This is a genomic window from Hydrogenophaga sp. LT287 (assembly GCF_055702805.1).
Genome location: NZ_JBVPZC010000021.1, coordinates 1 through 16398, shown reverse-complemented (window position 1 = coordinate 16398; position 16398 = coordinate 1). Strand labels below are relative to the sequence as shown.

Sequence of the window (16398 nt, the reverse complement as noted above, 5' to 3'; positions counted from 1 at the left end):
GGGGCCTTGGGCCTCCCAGGTTGCAGTCCGGGCTGCCCCGCATGGCATGACGGGCAAACGGGCACTGCGGACACACACCGACACCCCACATGGAGACCCGCATGAACACATCCCCATCTCGTCCCAGCACCACACGACGCGCCAGCGTGCTGGCAATGGCGGCCATGATCGCCGGCCTGGGCTGGAATGGCAGCGTAGCCGCTCAGGCAGCCTGGCCCAGCAAACCGGTGCGCATCGTGGTGCCCTTTGCGCCCGGTGGCACCACCGACCTGCTTGCCCGCGCGCTGTCGCCCGAACTGAGCAAGGCCTTTGGGCAGAGCTTCGTGGTCGACAACCGGGGCGGTGCGGGCGGCAACATTGGGGCCGACATGGTGGCGAAGTCGGCCGGCGACGGCTACACCTTGCTGATGGGCACGGTGGGCACCCACGGTATCAACAAGTCGCTTTACGCCAGCCTGCCTTACGACCCGCAAAAAGACTTTGCGCCGATCACCCTGGTGGCCGCGGTGCCCAACGTGATGGTGATGAACGCCAAACGGGCGCAAGCGCTGGGCATCAACACCGTGGCCGACTTCATCCGTTACGCGAAAGCCAACCCGGGCAAGCTGAACATGGCGTCCAGCGGCAACGGCACGTCGATTCACCTGGCGGGCGAGCTGTTCAAAGCGCGCACCGGCATCTTCATGACCCACATCCCCTACCGGGGCTCGGGCCCTGCCATGAGCGACATGCTGGCGGGCAACACCGACGTGATGTTTGACAACCTGCCCTCCGCCATGCCGCACATCCAGTCGGGCAGCTTGAAGGCGTTTGCCGTGACCAGCGCGGTGCGCTCGGCCGCCTTGCCCGACTTGCCCACGGTGGCCGAGGCCGCCGGGTTGGCGGGTTTTGAAGCGAGTTCCTGGTTTGGCCTGCTGGCGCCAGCGGGTACGCCAGCCGACACCGTGAACCGCATTCAGCAAGCGGTGGCCAAGGCCCTGAATGTGCCCGCCATCAAAGAGCGACTGACCGCCCAGGGCGCCATTCCCAGCGGCGACACGCCTCAGGCTTTCAGCGGCCTGATTGCGGCTGAAATAGCCAAATGGGCGCCGGTGGTGAAGGCGTCGGGCGCGCGGGTGGACTGACGCCCGCACCGCGGAAGGGCGCTACACGCCCCAGACGATTTCGACCCCGGCCTGCTCGCAGCGCTGCAGCATCTCGATGAACGGCGCGCAGCGCAGGCGCAGGCTCACCACGTCGAATTCGGGGGGCACATCGCCTTTGGCTGCGGCCTCTTCCTTCAGGCGTTTTTGCTCTGCCTCTTCGTGCTCCACCGCGTCGCGCAGGGCTTGCACGGCTGGCGCCATCTGCTCGGGCAAGATGATGCCGGGACCGCTGGGGTCTTTACCCAGGATCTCCAGCACGCGCTCACCAGTGGGTTCCAACATCACCAGGTCGCCGGTTTCACGCGATTTGAATCGGTACAAAGACATGTTGTTCTCCTTGGTCTAAAAACCCATTCTTGCATCAAAGCCAGCCAACACACACGGGTTGGATCAATGCGGCTTCGTTTGCCGCTGCTGCGCAGCAAAACCCCAGGCACATCGAACAGAAGCAGTTGAGCAGGGTTTTCCCGATTGGCGGCATTTGTTTCATGTCTAAACTAATTAGACATGAACACCTCCATTTCAGCGCTGCGGCGCATCCTGTGCATCGGTGGCGGCCCGGCGGGTCTGTACTTTGCGTTGCTGATGAAACGGCGCGACCCCTCGCTCACGGTCACCGTGGTCGAGCGCAACCGCCCGTTTGACACCTTTGGCTGGGGCGTGGTGTTTTCCGACCAGACGCTGCAGAACCTGAAAAAGGCCGACCCGGAATCGGCCCAGCAAATGGCCGACGCGTTCAACCACTGGGACGACATCGAGGTGTTTTACAAGGGTGGCCGGGTGCGCTCCACCGGCCACGGCTTCATCGGCATCGGCCGCAAGCGCCTGCTCAACATCCTGCAGGAACGCTGCCTGGCGCTGGGTGTTCAGCTCGTTTTTGAAACCGATGTGACCGATGACCAGGCACTCGCGCAGCAGTACAACGCCGACATCGTGATCGCCAGCGACGGCCTGAACAGCCGCATCCGCACGCGCTACGAAAGCACCTTCCAGCCCGACATCGACACGCGCCTGTGCCGTTTCGTGTGGCTCGGCACGAAGAAGACCTTCGACGCGTTCACCTTCGCCTTCGAACAGACCGAACACGGCTGGTTCCAGGCGCACGCCTACAAGTTCGACGACGACACCTCGACCTTCATCGTCGAGACGCCCGAGCACGTCTGGAAGGCACACGGCCTTGAAGACATGAGCCAGGAAGACGGCGTGGCCTTTTGCGAAAAGCTGTTCGCGACCTACCTGGACGGGAATGCGCTCATCAGCAACGCCAAGCACCTGCGCGGCTCGGCCAACTGGATCCGGTTTCCGCGCGTGATCTGCAACACCTGGGTGCACTGGCAGGACATCGCAGGGAAACAGACCCCCATCGTGCTCATGGGCGACGCCGCCCACACCGCCCACTTCTCCATCGGCAGCGGCACCAAGCTGGCGCTGGAAGACGCGATCGACCTGGCCGACGAGTTCACGAAGCACGCGGGCGCTGACATGGCCGCCGTGTTACGGGGCTACGAAGCGCGCCGCAGCGTGGAGGTGCTGAAAATCCAAAATGCGGCGCGCAATTCCACCGAATGGTTTGAAAACGTGGACCGCTACACCGGCATGGACGTTGAGCAGTTCAGCTACTCGCTGCTCACGCGCAGCCAGCGCATCAGCCACGAAAACCTGCGCCTGCGCGATCCAAAATGGCTGGAAGGCTACGAGCGCTGGCTGGAAGCACAAGCCCGGCCCGGCACCGCACCCAAAAAGCACCCCACACCGCCCATGTTGCTGCCGCTGAAGGTGCGCAGCGTGGAACTGAAAAACCGCATCGTCGTCTCGCCCATGGCGCAGTACAAGGCACAAGACGGCGTGGTGGGCGACTGGCACCTGATGCACCTGGGCGCGCGCGCTGTGGGTGGCGCGGCGCTGGTGATGGTGGAGATGACCAGCCCGACGCCGGAGGGCCGCATCACCCCGGGTTGCCCCGGGTTGTGGAACGACGCACAGCAAGCCGCCTTTCAGCGCATCGTGGACTTTGCGCACCAGCAGAGCAGCGCCAAAATCGGCATCCAGATCGGCCACAGCGGCCCCAAGGGATCGACCCAGCTGGGCTGGGAGGCCATTGACGAGCCTTTGGCACACGGCAACTGGCCGCTGCTCTCGGCCAGCGCCGTGCCCTATGGCGAACAAAACCAGGTGCCCAAGGCCATGACCCGCACCGACATGGACGCGATGACCGCTGCGTTCGTGGCATCCACCCAACGCGCCGCAGCTGCGGGCTTTGACTGGCTGGAGCTGCACGCTGCGCACGGCTACCTGCTCTCGGCCTTCATCTGCCCGCTGAGCAACCAGCGCACCGATGCCTACGGCGGCTCGCTGGAAAACCGCTGCCGCTACCCACTGGAAGTGTTCAGCGCCATGCGCGCCGCGTGGCCGGCCGACAAACCCATGAGCGTGCGCATCTCGGCGCACGACTGGGCACCCGGCGGCAACACCGACGACGATGCGGTGGCCATGGCCCGCCTGTTCAAGGCCGCAGGCTGCGACGTGATCGACGTGTCGTCCGGGCAAACCACCCGCCAGGCCAAGCCGGTGTACGGCCGCATGTACCAGACGCCCTTTGCCGACCGGGTGCGCAACGAAGCCGGCATATTGACCATGGCGGTCGGTGCCATTTCGGAAGCCGACCACGCCAACAGCATCATCGGCGCAGGCCGTGCTGACCTGTGCGCGGTGGCCCGGCCGCACCTGGCCAACCCGGCCTGGACCCTCCATGAGGCGGCCAAGCTCCAGACCCGCGCCATTGACTGGCCGCGCCCCTACGAGAGCGGGCGCGACCAGCTCTACCGCGAGATCGCCCGCCAGCAAAGCCTGCAGGCGGGCCCCAACAGACCAGACCCAGCGGAGGCCGCATGAACGCCGACCCCACCCTCGACCTGGAAGCCCGTGCCCACAGCGAACACGCCCACGAACTGCGGCTGTGGTTGCGCCTGCTCACCTGCTCACAGCTGATTGAAAAACGGGTGCGCACCGGCCTGCGCGAACAGTTCGACACCACGCTGCCGCGCTTTGACCTCATGGCCCAGCTGGAACGCCACCCCGAGGGGCTGAAGATGAAAGAGCTGTCGCACCGGCTCATGGTCACCGGCGGCAACGTCACCGGCATCACCGACCAGCTGGTGGCCGAGGGCCTGGTCGAACGCATGGCCGTGGAAGGCGACCGCCGGGCCTTTCTGGTGCGACTCACGCCCGAGGGCCGCAGCGCCTTCGAACACATGGCCACGCAACACGAGCAGTGGATCGTCGAAGCCTTCGATGGTCTTGCTCCGCGAGACCTCGACCAACTGCACAAGCTGCTCGGCAAGGTCAAGCAACACCAACTCGACATCAACCGAGGTATCGAATGACCCCCCTGCGCCGCTTCGCGTCTTCCCCCCAAGAGGGATGGCAAAGCCAGTTCCGCGGTGCGCCTCGCCAAAACCTGCACACCCACAACGCCCCCCGCCCATGAAACACCCCATCCCCGACCACAACCCCATGCGCGGCCAATACAGCGCCATGGCCGACACCCAGCCCAAGCACTTCGGCCTGAGCGTTGCCGACGGCGTGGCCACCGTCACGCTGAACCGACCCGAGCGCAAAAACCCGCTCACCTTCGACTCTTACGCCGAGCTGCGCGACTGGTTCCTGAACCTGCAAAAGGCCACCGACATCAAGGCCGTGGTGCTCACCGGCGCGGGGGACAACTTTTGCTCCGGCGGTGATGTGCACGAGATCATTGGCCCGCTCACCCAAATGACCATGCCCGAGCTGCTGGCCTTCACCCGCATGACGGGCGCGCTGGTGAGCGCCATGCGCGCCTGCCCGCAGCCCATCGTGGCCGCGCTGGACGGTGTGTGTGCCGGTGCCGGCGCCATGATGGCGCTGGCCAGCGATCTGCGCCTGGGCACGCCGGCGGCCACGGTGGCTTTTCTGTTTACCCGCGTGGGCCTGGCCGGCGCCGACATGGGCGCCTGCGCCCTGCTGCCGCGCATGATCGGCCAGGGCCGCGCGAGCGAACTGCTGTTCACCGGCCGCGCCATGACCGCTCCAGAAGGCCACGCCTGGGGCTTCTTCAACGCGCTGCACGAGAGCGGCGCCCTGCTGCCTGCGGCGCACAAGCTGGCCGCGCAACTGGCCCAAGGGCCTACGTTCGCCCACGGCATGACCAAGACCATGCTGCACCAGGAATGGGCCATGACGCTGGACCAGGCCATCGAAGCCGAGGCGCAGGCCCAGGCCATCTGCATGCAGACGCAGGACTTCCGACGCGCCTACGAGGCCTTCGCAGCGAAGCAGCGCCCGCAGTTCCAGGGAGACTGACATGGTCGCCTTCGAACACCCCCACCCGCACGGCGCACTGGCGCCCACCGCACACCTCGAACTGCCCTTCTTTGACGACGCGCACCGCGCTCTGGCCAACGGCCTGGTGGCTTGGGCGCGTGAGCAGCGCGTGGACGAAACCGACGACCGCGCCGCCTGCAAGGACTGGGTGCAGCGCCTGGGCGCCGCCGGCTGGCTGCGCTACTGCGTGCCCGAAGCGCACGGCGGGGCGCTGCCCGCGCTGGACTCGCGCGCACTGGTGATCCTGCGCGAAACCCTGGCCTTCCATTCACCGCTGGCCGACTTCGCTTTCGCCATGCAAGGGCTGGGCAGCGGTGCCATCACGCTCGCGGGCACGCGAGCGCAGCAATCGGCCTACCTGCGTGCCGTGGCCAACGGCGAGAAGATCGCAGCCTTTGCCTTGAGCGAGCCGGACGCGGGCTCTGACGTGGCCGCCATGGCCCTGCGCGCCACGCCCACCGCCAACGGCTGGCAACTCAACGGCCAGAAGACCTGGATCAGCAACGGCGGCATGGCGGACTTTTACCTGGTGTTCGCAAAGACCGATCCCGACGCTGGCGCACGCGGCATCAGCGCTTTCATCGTGGACGCCAGCGCAACAGGCCTGGACGCTAGCGCGCACATCCAGGTGATGGCTCCGCACCCGCTGGCCACACTCACCTTCAACGGTTGCGCCATCGGCCAGGACGCGCTGGTCGGTACGGTCAACGGCGGCTTCAAGCTCGCCATGCAGACACTGGACATATTCCGCGCATCGGTGGCCGCCGCCGCACTGGGCATGGCCCGCCGCGCGTTTGCGGAAGCGGTGGCGCACGCCAAGAGCCGCAAGATGTTTGGCCAGACCCTGGCCGACTTCCAGCTCACCCAGGCGCGGCTGGGCGAGATGAGCGCGCTGATCGACGCCGCGGCCATGCTCACCTACCGCGCGGCCTGGCAACGCGACTGCAGCAGCATCAGTGGCGCGGGCACGCCCGCCTACACCGCCGCGGCGGCCAGCGCCAAGCTCACCGCCACCGAAAACGCGCAGAAGGTCATCGACATGGCCCTGCAACTGTTTGGCGGCCGCGGCGTGCAGGTGGGCAGCGTGATCGAGCACCTGTACCGCGACATCCGCTCGCTGCGCATTTACGAGGGCGCGAGCGAAGTGCAGCTGCTCATCCTCGGCAAACACGCCTTGAAGACCTGACACGGAGACCGCCATGGCCCCACACCGCTCCGCCCAATCCGATCGCTTCGTACACGACCTGCTTCCTCCTCAAGAACAGTGGCCCGAGCTGCGCTACGACCTGCCCGAGTTGCAGACGCTGCCCGAACAGCTCAACCTGGTGCAGGCGCTGTTTGACCGCGCGCAAGCCCTCGGCCATGCCGACCGGCCGTTCCTGCGCAGCGATGAGCGCACGCTCAGCTACGCGCAGGCCCGTGCCGAGGTCAACCGCATCGCCAACGTGCTGGCGCAGATGGGTCTCCAGCCCGGCAACCGCGTGCTGCTGCGCGGCGGCAATTCGGTGGCCATGGCGCTGGCCTGGCTGGCCGTGGTGCAGTCGGGTCTGGTGGCGGTGGCCACCATGCCGCTGCTGCGCGCCACCGAACTCAAAGCCATCATCGACAAAGCCCAACCGTCTGCTGCGCTGTGCGACGTGAAGCTGCAAGACGAGCTCACGGCCGCGCTGGCGCTGAGTCCGCACACGGCGAGCCTGCCCTTGCTGGTGTTCAACACCAGCGGCCCTGCTGCGCAGCCCGAGCGGTCGCTCGAAGCCATGGCGCAGCACGCCAGCGACACCGTAGCGCCCTGCCCCACCGGAGCCGACGACATCGCCCTGCTGGCTTTCACCTCTGGCACCACCGGCAGCCCAAAAGTGGCGGTACACACCCACCGCGATGTGCTCGCCGCCTGCGAAACCTGGCCGCGCCACGTGCTGCGCGCAACACCCGACGACATCGTCATGGGCTCGCCGCCGCTGGCTTTCACCTTTGGCCTGGGCGGCCTGCTGGTGTTCCCCATGTGGGCCGGCGCATCGGTGTATTTCCCCAGCATCCCCTACACACCCGAAGCCATGGTGCAGCTGATTGGCCGCGTGGGCGCCACCATTTGCTACACCGCCCCCACGTTTTACCGGCAGATGGCGCCGTTTGCCCAAGCCCATGGCATCGGGCGGCTGCGTATCAGCGTGAGCGCTGGCGAAGGCCTGCCCGACGCCACCCGCCAGCTCTGGAAGAGCGCCACCGGGCTGGAGATGCTGGACGGCATAGGCGCCACCGAAATGTTTCACATCTTCATATCCTCGCCACCCGAGGCGGTGCGCCGGGGTGCGGTGGGCACCGTGGTGCCGGGTTACCAGGCCAAGATCGTCAACGAAGCGGGTGAGACGCTGCCACCCGGCAGCGTGGGCCGCCTGGCGGTGAAAGGCCCCACTGGCTGCCGTTACCTGGACGACCCGCGCCAGGCCAACTACGTGCAGGACGGCTGGAACTTTCCGGGCGACGCCTTCAGCCAGGACGCCGACGGCTACTTCTTCTACCAGGCCCGCACCGACGACATGATCATCACCGCCGGCTATAACGTGGCGGGGCCCGAGGTAGAGGCAGCGCTGCTGCAACACCCGGCCGTGGCCGAGTGTGGCGTGGTGGGCCGACCCGACGACGAGCGCGGCATGATCGTTGCGGCTTACGTGGTGCTCAAGGCCGGCGAGGCAGACGACGCCGCGCAAACCAAGGTGCTGCAAGACCATGTGAAGCACACGCTGGCGCCCTACAAATATCCCCGCGACGTGGTGTTTGTGCACCAACTTCCCCGCACCGAGACCGGCAAGCTGCAGCGCTTTGCGCTGCGCAAACTGGCCACCGAATCCATCAAGCCCACCTGAACAACCATGAAACACCTGCAACCGCCCGGCTGGGCCACCCCCAAGGGTTACGCCAACGGCGTGGCCGCTCGCGGCACGCTGATTTTTGTGGGCGGCCAGATTGGCTGGAACAGCGCACAACAGTTTGAGAGCGACGACTTCATCGCCCAGACCCGGCAGGCGCTGGCCAACATACACGCCGTGCTGGCCTGCGCTGGCGCCGGCCCCGAACACATGGTGCGCATGACCTGGTACATCGTGGACCGGGTGGAATACAACGCCCGGCTGCGCGAGTTGGGCGCGGTGTACCGCGATGTGATGGGCAAGCACTTCCCCTCCATGACCTGCGTGGAAGTGAGCGCGCTGGTGGAAGACCGGGCCAAGGTCGAGATTGAAGTGACCGCCGTACTGCCCGATTGAATTTGCTGAAACCGGCTTAAAAGCTGGACCGTTGTCTTAAAAAAACCGCCACCGGTTGGCACCGTGGCGGTTTTCGTTATTGGTGCCAGCGCAGACGGGTTTATTTCACACCCAGCACTTCAATCGTCACGCGGCGGTTGGGCTGCAAACACACCACTTGCTTTGCCTTGGGTGGCTGCGTGCTGCACTCGACCACCGGCTCGCGCTTGCCGCGCCCCGCGGTTGCCGACTTGTCTGCCTTGACGCCCATGCTTTCCAGGTAAGCGCGCACAGTGTTGGCGCGCTGCAGCGACAGCGCGTCGTTGTGCGCATCGGTGCCCCAGCGGTCGGTGTGGCCGGTGTAGCTGATGGACTCAATGGTGCGGTATTGCTTGAAGCGCTCGGCCACTTCGCGCAAACGCTCCAGGCCACCGGGCAACAGGTCGTCACGGCCGGACTTGTCAAACTTGAACAGCGCGTCGCCCAGCAACGTGACGCTTTCTTTTTGCACCACGGGCGCCGCAACGGGCGCGGGAACGGGAGCTGGCGCAGGCACCGGGGCGGCCACCACCACGGGCGGTTTGCAGCTGGCCGCTTCTTCGCCCGCGCGGCGCACCGCGTCTTCGGCCATGGCCACATGTGGCGTGGCCTGGCGCCAGCCGGTTTGCTGCTCGGCATGGCCTGCGCGCACCAGGCGCACCTCGGCACAGGCCACAGTGCGTGCGTTGCAGCTCAGGGTGGCAGCATTGGCCTTGAAGCCACTCAGCCTGGCCCACAAGTCATCGCGCAGCTTGGTGCTGTTGGCCACCAGCGGGGTGTCCAGGCCAGCCTGGGCGTTCTTGTCCGCTTCCAGTGCCTGCACGATCTTCACCGACTCCACCAGCGAAGCGTCCACATAACCCGAGCGGTCGTTTTCGTGGTACTGGGTCTTGGCGGTGTCGAGCCAGCACTGGGCCTTGGCCAGGGCGTAGTTGTTGTGCGGCACACCCGCTTCGTTGAGCGCGCGCAGGCGCTGCTGCACCACTTCCATGGTTTTGCGGTCGCCCAAAATGCGCGCGTCGGTGATGCGCGCCGCCTGGGGCGCGAGACCACTGCTCTGTGCGGCCGGAACGGCATCCGACACGCTGGCACAGCCTGCCAGGGTGAGCACGGACAGCAGAAGGGGAGCGGTGATGTGTGTACGCATAGCGGTGTGGATCGCTTCGGTTCGTTGGCCCACCGAACGGCGGGCCTTCGGAGAGGAGGGTGAAAGGGGCTTGTTCATGTTCCAGGCGCTGGTCAGGGTGCCGAACCGGCCGGGGTGAGTGTCTTGTTGGCACCGGCATCTTTGCCACGGAACAGGTCTTCGTCGAACTTGTAGCGCATGCCCAGGACCCAGCCACGGTTGGTGTATTCGCTGCCGGAGAGGTCTTTGTCGGTGAAGCCGCGCCAGTTGTAGCCCAGCGTCACCCACAGGTTGTCCATCATGACGTAGCCCACCTCAAGCCCGTAAGCGTACTGACGCGCGCCCTCGCTGCCTTGCAGCACATTGAAGAGTCCACCCACCGACCAGCGGTTGGTGATGTCGTAGGTGACGCGCGTGCCCACCAGCGAGGCACTGTAGTCGTCGCGCACCGAACCCAGCAGCAGCTCGTTGACGCGCTTGTGAGCAAACCGGCCCGACACCCACCAGGGGCGGCTGGGGTGGTAGTTGGCACGCAGGCTGACGATGCTGACGTCCCGATCCAGCGCTTCGGCGCCAGCGGTGTATTCGCTGCGCTGCTCCAGCAGGCCCAGCGCGTCAAAGCGGTTGCTGTCGGCTGGCCGGTAGGCAAAGCCCACCTGGAACCGGTTTTGGCGCGAGTCACCGCCAGCTGCGGTGCGCGGGCTGACCTGGTTGAAGTAGTCGCGCGCCAGCAGCGTCCAGTCGCGGTCAAGCTTGCGCGCCACACCCAGCGTCACCAGGTGGTTGGTGTTGTCGGCGTCCTGGCGCCATTCCACACGGCCGGACGACTTCCAGAGCTCGCTGCCGGTGTATTCCAGGCCCGCAGCCAGGGCGGTGGCGTTGCCATTGGAAGCCGTGAGCCGCTCGGCATTGGTCACCAGACGCAAACCGTCGCCCAGCACCCAGCCATTGCGCAGACCCACGGCGGCCTGAATGTCCTTGCCCGACTCGGCGTCGCGCAGGCGGTATTCGCTGTAGAGCGAGCCGTCCTGCATGTATTGGGTGTCCACGCCGAAGGCGAACGCACTGGCGGCATCGCCCACGCCCAGGCCATAGGCGCCACCGAATTCACGCGAGCGCTCGTAGCGGCCGTACAGACGGGTTTTGTCGGCCACACGCCAATCGGCACCCACGCGGTACAGGTTGGTGCCGTCGGTGCCCAGTTCTCGCTGCAACTCACCACTGAGGGTGAGCGATTCGGTCATTTTGTAGGCCGCCCGGCCATAGACAGACGTGCGGTCCAGGTCTTCGGGCGCTGCCGCGGCGACACCGGTGATGGGCGAACACACCACGGGGCGCCCCGTGGCGGGGTCAATGGCCTGGTTGCCCACCTGGTTGATGCCAAAACCGCTGTTGTAACCCGTGGCCCCGGTGGTGGCAGCGGTGTCACTCGAACACACACTGCTGCTCAGGCTGGACAGGCTGGCTGCACTTTCTTTCACCGCGCGAACGCCACCGCCCACGGTCAGTCGGTCCGTCACACGGTAGTCGGCGCCCAGCGCCAGCGCCTGCGTCGCGTTGTCCACGCCGGCGCGGGTCAGCGTCGGGTCGAGCTGGTCTTGCGAGCGCAGGTATTCGGCGTTCACCGTCAGGGCATCACCCGCCTTGTAAGCCGCCGAAGCGCCCAGCTCGGTGCGCCCGCCGGTGATGCCGGCCGCGCTGTTGTTGAAATCTTCGCTGGCTCGGGCCGCATAGGCGCGCGCACGCAGCTGCTCGTCGGCATGGCGAATTTCAATACGTGCCGCACCGCCGCTGACCTCGCCGCTCTTGCCATCAAAGTTGTTGCTGGTGTTGACGTTGAAGCCACTGGCGCCATCGTTCACCACGCTGCGGGTACGGGCCAGCTCTGCAACCACCTCGGTTTTTTCGCTCAGCTTCAGCTGCAAACTGGCACCCACCACGGAATAAGGCGCCTCGGGGTTTTCGTCTTTGGCGGCGGCCACACCCAGCGTCAAGCGATCGGTCAAAGCCAGTTTCAGGTCACCGCCGTACACCAGGAAGCTTTCTCCGCCCTGGTCCACTTCGTACGTGACCCGGATGGACACCGGGTTGAGCTGGTCGTCAAAGCTCGGCACGGGGGAGCGGAACAGGATCTGGCCACTGAAGGGTTCGAACGCGTAGTCGCTGCCACGGTCCAGTGCTGTGGCCTTGAGGATGCTGGTGGGCTGATTGCGGTCGCGCACCAGAATCTCTATCTTCTCGGAACCCGTGACACCGTTGGGATTGGACACCGTGTACGGCCCCGAGACGCCGCGCGCCGGGAACTCGTCAATGACCTGGCGCAGGGTGTCTTGCGCCGCAAAGGCGTTGGCGGTGACGCGCCCTTCTTCGTAGCGACCGCTCAGGCCGGCGAGCGATCGGCTGTACTGGCTGAGGCGCCGGGCCGGGTTGCTGTCGGTGGTGGTGTAGTCACCGTACAGCACAAAGCTGCGGTTGCGATCGACCCGCACGTACAGCTTTTCAGAACTCTGCGCATCCACGCCACGGATGCTGGCGTCGCCATACACCGGGTAGAAGGCGTTGGGGTCTACTTCCTGAAACAGCTGGCGATCGGTGTCTTTGTCCGTGTCGTAGGCCAGGGTCAGCAGGTACTCGCCTTTGATCTTGCCTTTGAGGTAAATCGCAGCACGGGCACCCGCGCGGGTTTTCCCACCGCTGAACTCTTTGGTGAATCCTTTGAGCTCGGTGTCAAACGCGTCGTCTTCGCGCACCGGCACGATCTGGCTGGGGTCAAATTTGTCTGAGCGCAGACGACCTTCAATCAGGCCCACCGCAATCATGTCGCGCAGTTCTGGCACGTAACGCAGCGTCAGCTGCTCGGTGGTGCCTTTCACGGAAACCCGCAGCACAACCGCCTCGGGTTTGTACGGCGCCATCAGTTTGAAGCGCAAAATGCCGCCGCTCACGGTGGCCTGAACACCAGGGGTGATACGGTCGATATCACCACGGTCGGCACCCGACTCAGGCGTCGTTCGCCCGGGCAACAACACGCGTGCGCCACCGCTCACCTCAATCGTCACATCCACTTCATCGGTCACCAACTGACCGTCTTTGTCCTTCAGGGTCACCACCACGTCGTTGAAACCCACACCGTCTGCGGGCAGGTTGTCTGCGGCCGCCTGGACTTGAATGGTTTCAACCGGCGAGTCGAGCCGCTGCAAGAACGATGTGAACGGACGCGGACCAATGGTCGCCTGACCGCCCGTGGCAAACAGGCCAGTGGTATCTGCCACGTCAGCACTGGTGGTGTTGTCGGCAGGCTGAGAGTAAGCGGCGGATGCCAGCAGGGCAGCCGCGAGGGCCACAGGGGTCTTGTTGATCACTTGATTCAAACGCCGTTTCTGGTTAGCGAAGGCCTTCATTTCACAGCCCTCCCCTGGCCGGACGTGCTCACACTGTCCTGGCGTATCGCGGGCAAGATCTGCTGCGCTGGCATTTCGCCCCCCGGCTGAAGCTTGTGGTCGGCGCCCTTCTCCACTTCCGGCGCCAGGATGCTGCCCTGGGCGCGGCGGGCCTTGATCTGGTCCATGACATCCACCGAGCAAGATCCCTCGATGAAGTCGGCACGGGCCATCTCACCGCCCTTCATGTCCACAAACAGGCTGTTGCCATCCCCCGCGTTGCGGTTGCTCGAAGGCAACATGCGTGCGCCTTTGGGCAGTGTGCTGCGGTCGACCTTGATCACGTGGGTTTGCGGCTTGACACCACACATGCTGTACTTGCCTTCGCTGTCGGTCACCACATAAGAACCGTCCAGCATCACCAGCCGAACGCCCGGAATCCCGATTTCGCGGCTACCGCCCACGTTGTTCTGCACATGGTTGCCGTCGCAGTCCACATAGACTTTGCCCACGATGCAGCCCTCGTTGCTGAACACGCCGCCTTGCACATTGACTTTGAAGGCCGCCGTGTTGGAGCGCACCGAACCCGATGGACCACTGAACACAGCCACGGCGCGGTTGGTTCCGTCACCCTGCTGCGAGCCCACACCCAGGCGCACGAAGTAGCTGAACTCGACCGACGTGTTGGCTGCGATGTCTCCCAAGTTGAAGACAAGCGAGCGTGTCGGTGCACCGGCGGGATCCGCAATCGCTACCGAGCCCAGCCGCGCCGTACCAGGAATGTAACGGAAGCCTGCGGGCAGTGTGTCCTCTACGCGGACCGCAGGAATGACCACAGCACTGGTGTTGAGCACGCGGATGGTGTATAGCAACGAATCGCCAAGCTCCGCCACCGTTTTGTCGCCCACTTTGCTCACAAGCAACACGCCAGCGCTCAGAGGGTCCAGAGGAATGTGGTTGTTGACCACGCCCTTGCGGTTGTTCGCCAAGTCAAATTCCAGGAAGTACTGGGTACCTGAACTTCCCACGGCGGCAGGCATTGTGACGGACGCGCTCGGTGGTATGCGATTTGGCTGAATCGCCACTTCCTCGCCGCCGTCACCCAGCGGCGGTTGGAACACACCACCCGCCAGGATGGCTCCCTCTGCAGGCAACCCCGGCGCCACGCCCGGCGAAGCCAGGCTGAAAGCCGGCACGGGCAGGTAGCCCGCTGGAGCCACCACGCTCAGACGGTAGCGCCCCGCAGGCGCTCCGGGCAACAAATCAAACCGGTAGTGACCATCGGCAGCCGTCGTCATCGAGGATGCGCCCTGCACCAACAATGCTCCATCAACCGGTTGGCCATCGGGGCCGATCAGCGTGATGACAGCACCCGCTACCGTTTGCCGCGTCACAGCGTCGTAAATGCGGCCACTCGGGTCGATCGGGAGGTTCTGCTCCACCACGTTGTCACCCGCGTAAAGCGTCACATTGTTGATCGCTCCAGCCACGATCACGCCCCCTGTCACCACGTTGTTGGTGGTACCTGTAGAAGCATTGCCACCTTCGGTCGCCGTAGCCTGGTTAAAGGGCGTACTCACCACCACTTCGCCCGCAGGATTCATGAAGCGAACCGAATAATCGGTACCAGGAATCTGGTCGGCGATCCGGTAAGTGCCATCGGCCTGCGTCACGGTAGTTGCCACCACGACAGGCGAACCAGAATTGCTTTGAAGCAACTCAACACGGTAGCCCGGCAAGGGTACATCGATGCCCGACTCAAAGGTGACAGTGGCACCGTTGCCGTTGGCATCCAGCCAAACACGACCCGACAACGACGCATTGGGCACCGTAGATCGAACGTCACTGTTGTTGGCCAGGTTGCTGTCGGGCACGCTGGAATCGGTGATGGTGGCCGTCACGGTCGCACCCGTGCTCGTCAGCGGCACGCTGATCACCACGCTCTCGGTCTGACCCGGGGCCAACGTGTTCACCAGGGTCGTGGTCGCGCCGTTGATCACCACCGTGGTGGTGAAGGTGGTCGTGGTATTCCCCAAATTGAACAAGTTGACGCTCGTGCTCACGGATGTACCTATCGCACCTCCGGGTATGGCATTGACCAGCACACCCGGGTCGGCAAACAGCGGGGTGAGTTGTTCACCACCGGCCTGGTTGTCCACGTCGGTGTTGTTCGCCGTGTTGCTCTCGGGCGTGGCTGTGGCCACCGTGCTGGTGACTTCCAGCACCGTGCCCAGCGTGCTCGGCACGGTGGTGGTGAAGGTGCGCGTGACGCTCGCTCCCGGGGCCAGGTTGCCCACGGTGTAGGTCAGCACCTGCCCGTTGGACAGCGTGACCGTGCCCACCACGGCGCTGGCGGTCGTGCCCGCCGCAGCGCTGTTGGTGAACACCACCGTGCCCGTGACCACCGTGCCCGCTGGCGCATTCTCTGGCAGGTCCACTTGTGTGCTGACGTCGGCAAACAGGGCGCCGGCCGTGGCCGTGCTGGTGTTGTTGGCCGGGTTGCTGTCAGGCACGCTGGCGCCGGTGACGCTGGCGGTCACGGTCGCGCCGGTGGTCGTCAGCGCCACGCTGATGGGCGCGCTGGTCGTGGTGCTGTTGGGCGCCAGGGTGACGGTCGTCAGGGTCTGGGTCACACCGTTGACCACCACCACGGGAGTGAAGGTCACGGTGGTGCTGCCGTTGTTGGACAGGGTCACGGTCGTCGTGACGGTGCTGCCCGGCGTGCCCGCAGGAATCTCGTTGACGCTCACACCCGGGTCGGCAAACAGCGGGGTGAGTTGTTCACCACCGGCCTGGTTGTCCACGTCGGTGTTGTTCGCCGTGTTGCTCTCGGGCGTGGCTGTGGCCACCGTGCTGGTGACTTCCAGCACCGTGCCCAGCGTGCTCGGCACGGTGGTGGTGAAGGTGCGCGTGACGCTCGCTCCCGGGGCCAGGTTGCCCACGGTGTAGGTCAGCACCTGCCCGTTGGACAGCGTGACCGTGCCCACCACGGCGCTGGCGGTCGTGCCCGCCGCAGCGCTGTTGGTGAACACCACCGTGCCCGTGACCACCGTGCCCGCTGGCGCATTCTCTGGCAGGTCCACTTGTGTGCTGACGTCGGCAAACAG

Annotated in this window: 11 protein-coding genes; 7 read left to right on the top strand and 4 right to left on the bottom strand. The window is 65.3% G+C overall.

Going from position 1 to position 16398, the window contains the following annotated elements; genetic code table 11:
* The first annotated feature begins 101 nt into the window (after positions 1-101).
* Positions 102-1124 (top strand): Bug family tripartite tricarboxylate transporter substrate binding protein, encoded by a 1023-nt coding sequence (locus tag AC0GNR_RS14350; protein WP_472901602.1) that lies wholly within the window; start codon positions 102-104, stop codon positions 1122-1124.
* 21 nt (positions 1125-1145) lie between these two features.
* Here AC0GNR_RS14350 and AC0GNR_RS14345 read toward each other — a convergent pair whose 3' ends face one another.
* Positions 1146-1472, bottom strand: a complete 327-nt coding sequence (locus AC0GNR_RS14345; RefSeq protein ID WP_472901601.1) for a DUF1840 domain-containing protein — start codon at positions 1470-1472, stop codon at positions 1146-1148.
* A gap of 180 nt (positions 1473-1652) precedes the next feature.
* On the opposite strand from AC0GNR_RS14345, the gene AC0GNR_RS14340 reads away from it, so the two are divergent.
* From AC0GNR_RS14340 to AC0GNR_RS14315, 6 genes are all read left to right on the top strand, one after another.
* Complete coding sequence (locus tag AC0GNR_RS14340) at positions 1653-4037, top strand: bifunctional salicylyl-CoA 5-hydroxylase/oxidoreductase (protein WP_472901600.1); 2385 nt, start codon at positions 1653-1655, stop codon at positions 4035-4037.
* The gene (locus AC0GNR_RS14335; RefSeq protein ID WP_472901599.1) at positions 4034-4528 is read left to right on the top strand and encodes a MarR family winged helix-turn-helix transcriptional regulator; all 495 of its coding nucleotides are present in this window, start codon (positions 4034-4036) and stop codon (positions 4526-4528) included. Before AC0GNR_RS14340 ends, AC0GNR_RS14335 begins: the two co-directional genes overlap by 4 nt.
* Positions 4529-4628: 100 nt before the next feature.
* Positions 4629-5483 (top strand): enoyl-CoA hydratase family protein, encoded by an 855-nt coding sequence (locus tag AC0GNR_RS14330; RefSeq protein WP_472901598.1) that lies wholly within the window; start codon positions 4629-4631, stop codon positions 5481-5483.
* Between the two features lies 1 nt (position 5484).
* A complete protein-coding gene (locus AC0GNR_RS14325) occupies positions 5485-6690 on the top strand; it encodes an acyl-CoA dehydrogenase family protein (RefSeq protein WP_472901597.1) in 1206 nt (401 codons plus the stop codon).
* A gap of 13 nt (positions 6691-6703) precedes the next feature.
* Complete coding sequence (locus AC0GNR_RS14320) at positions 6704-8368, top strand: AMP-binding protein (protein ID WP_472901596.1); 1665 nt, start codon at positions 6704-6706, stop codon at positions 8366-8368.
* Positions 8369-8374: 6 nt separating this feature from the next.
* A complete protein-coding gene (locus AC0GNR_RS14315; RefSeq protein ID WP_472901595.1) occupies positions 8375-8767 on the top strand; it encodes a RidA family protein in 393 nt (130 codons plus the stop codon).
* A gap of 100 nt (positions 8768-8867) precedes the next feature.
* On the opposite strand, the gene AC0GNR_RS14310 is transcribed toward AC0GNR_RS14315, so the two are convergent.
* The 3 genes from AC0GNR_RS14310 to AC0GNR_RS14300 form a co-directional block, all read right to left on the bottom strand.
* Positions 8868-9932 (bottom strand): OmpA family protein, encoded by a 1065-nt coding sequence (locus tag AC0GNR_RS14310; RefSeq protein WP_472901594.1) that lies wholly within the window; start codon positions 9930-9932, stop codon positions 8868-8870.
* A gap of 92 nt (positions 9933-10024) precedes the next feature.
* Entirely contained in the window at positions 10025-13312 is a 3288-nt protein-coding gene (locus AC0GNR_RS14305) for an outer membrane protein (RefSeq protein WP_472901593.1), read from the bottom strand.
* On the bottom strand, positions 13309-16398 hold a 3090-nt coding region (locus AC0GNR_RS14300; RefSeq protein WP_472901592.1), incomplete at its 5' end, for an SdrD B-like domain-containing protein. The genes AC0GNR_RS14305 and AC0GNR_RS14300, both read right to left, overlap by 4 nt.

What these genes read in the sequence shown, in the direction of transcription:
- AC0GNR_RS14350 (WP_472901602.1), top strand. Translation starts at nt 102, where the DNA reads ATGAACACATCCCCATCTCGTCCCAGCACCACACGACGCGCCAGCGTG.
- AC0GNR_RS14305 (WP_472901593.1), bottom strand. Translation starts at nt 13,312, where the DNA reads ATGAAGGCCTTCGCTAACCAGAAACGGCGTTTGAATCAAGTGATCAAC.
- AC0GNR_RS14340 (WP_472901600.1), top strand. Translation starts at nt 1,653, where the DNA reads ATGAACACCTCCATTTCAGCGCTGCGGCGCATCCTGTGCATCGGTGGC.
- AC0GNR_RS14310 (WP_472901594.1), bottom strand. Translation starts at nt 9,932, where the DNA reads ATGCGTACACACATCACCGCTCCCCTTCTGCTGTCCGTGCTCACCCTG.
- AC0GNR_RS14325 (WP_472901597.1), top strand. Translation starts at nt 5,485, where the DNA reads ATGGTCGCCTTCGAACACCCCCACCCGCACGGCGCACTGGCGCCCACC.
- AC0GNR_RS14335 (WP_472901599.1), top strand. Translation starts at nt 4,034, where the DNA reads ATGAACGCCGACCCCACCCTCGACCTGGAAGCCCGTGCCCACAGCGAA.
- AC0GNR_RS14315 (WP_472901595.1), top strand. Translation starts at nt 8,375, where the DNA reads ATGAAACACCTGCAACCGCCCGGCTGGGCCACCCCCAAGGGTTACGCC.
- AC0GNR_RS14345 (WP_472901601.1), bottom strand. Translation starts at nt 1,472, where the DNA reads ATGTCTTTGTACCGATTCAAATCGCGTGAAACCGGCGACCTGGTGATG.
- AC0GNR_RS14320 (WP_472901596.1), top strand. Translation starts at nt 6,704, where the DNA reads ATGGCCCCACACCGCTCCGCCCAATCCGATCGCTTCGTACACGACCTG.
- AC0GNR_RS14330 (WP_472901598.1), top strand. Translation starts at nt 4,629, where the DNA reads ATGAAACACCCCATCCCCGACCACAACCCCATGCGCGGCCAATACAGC.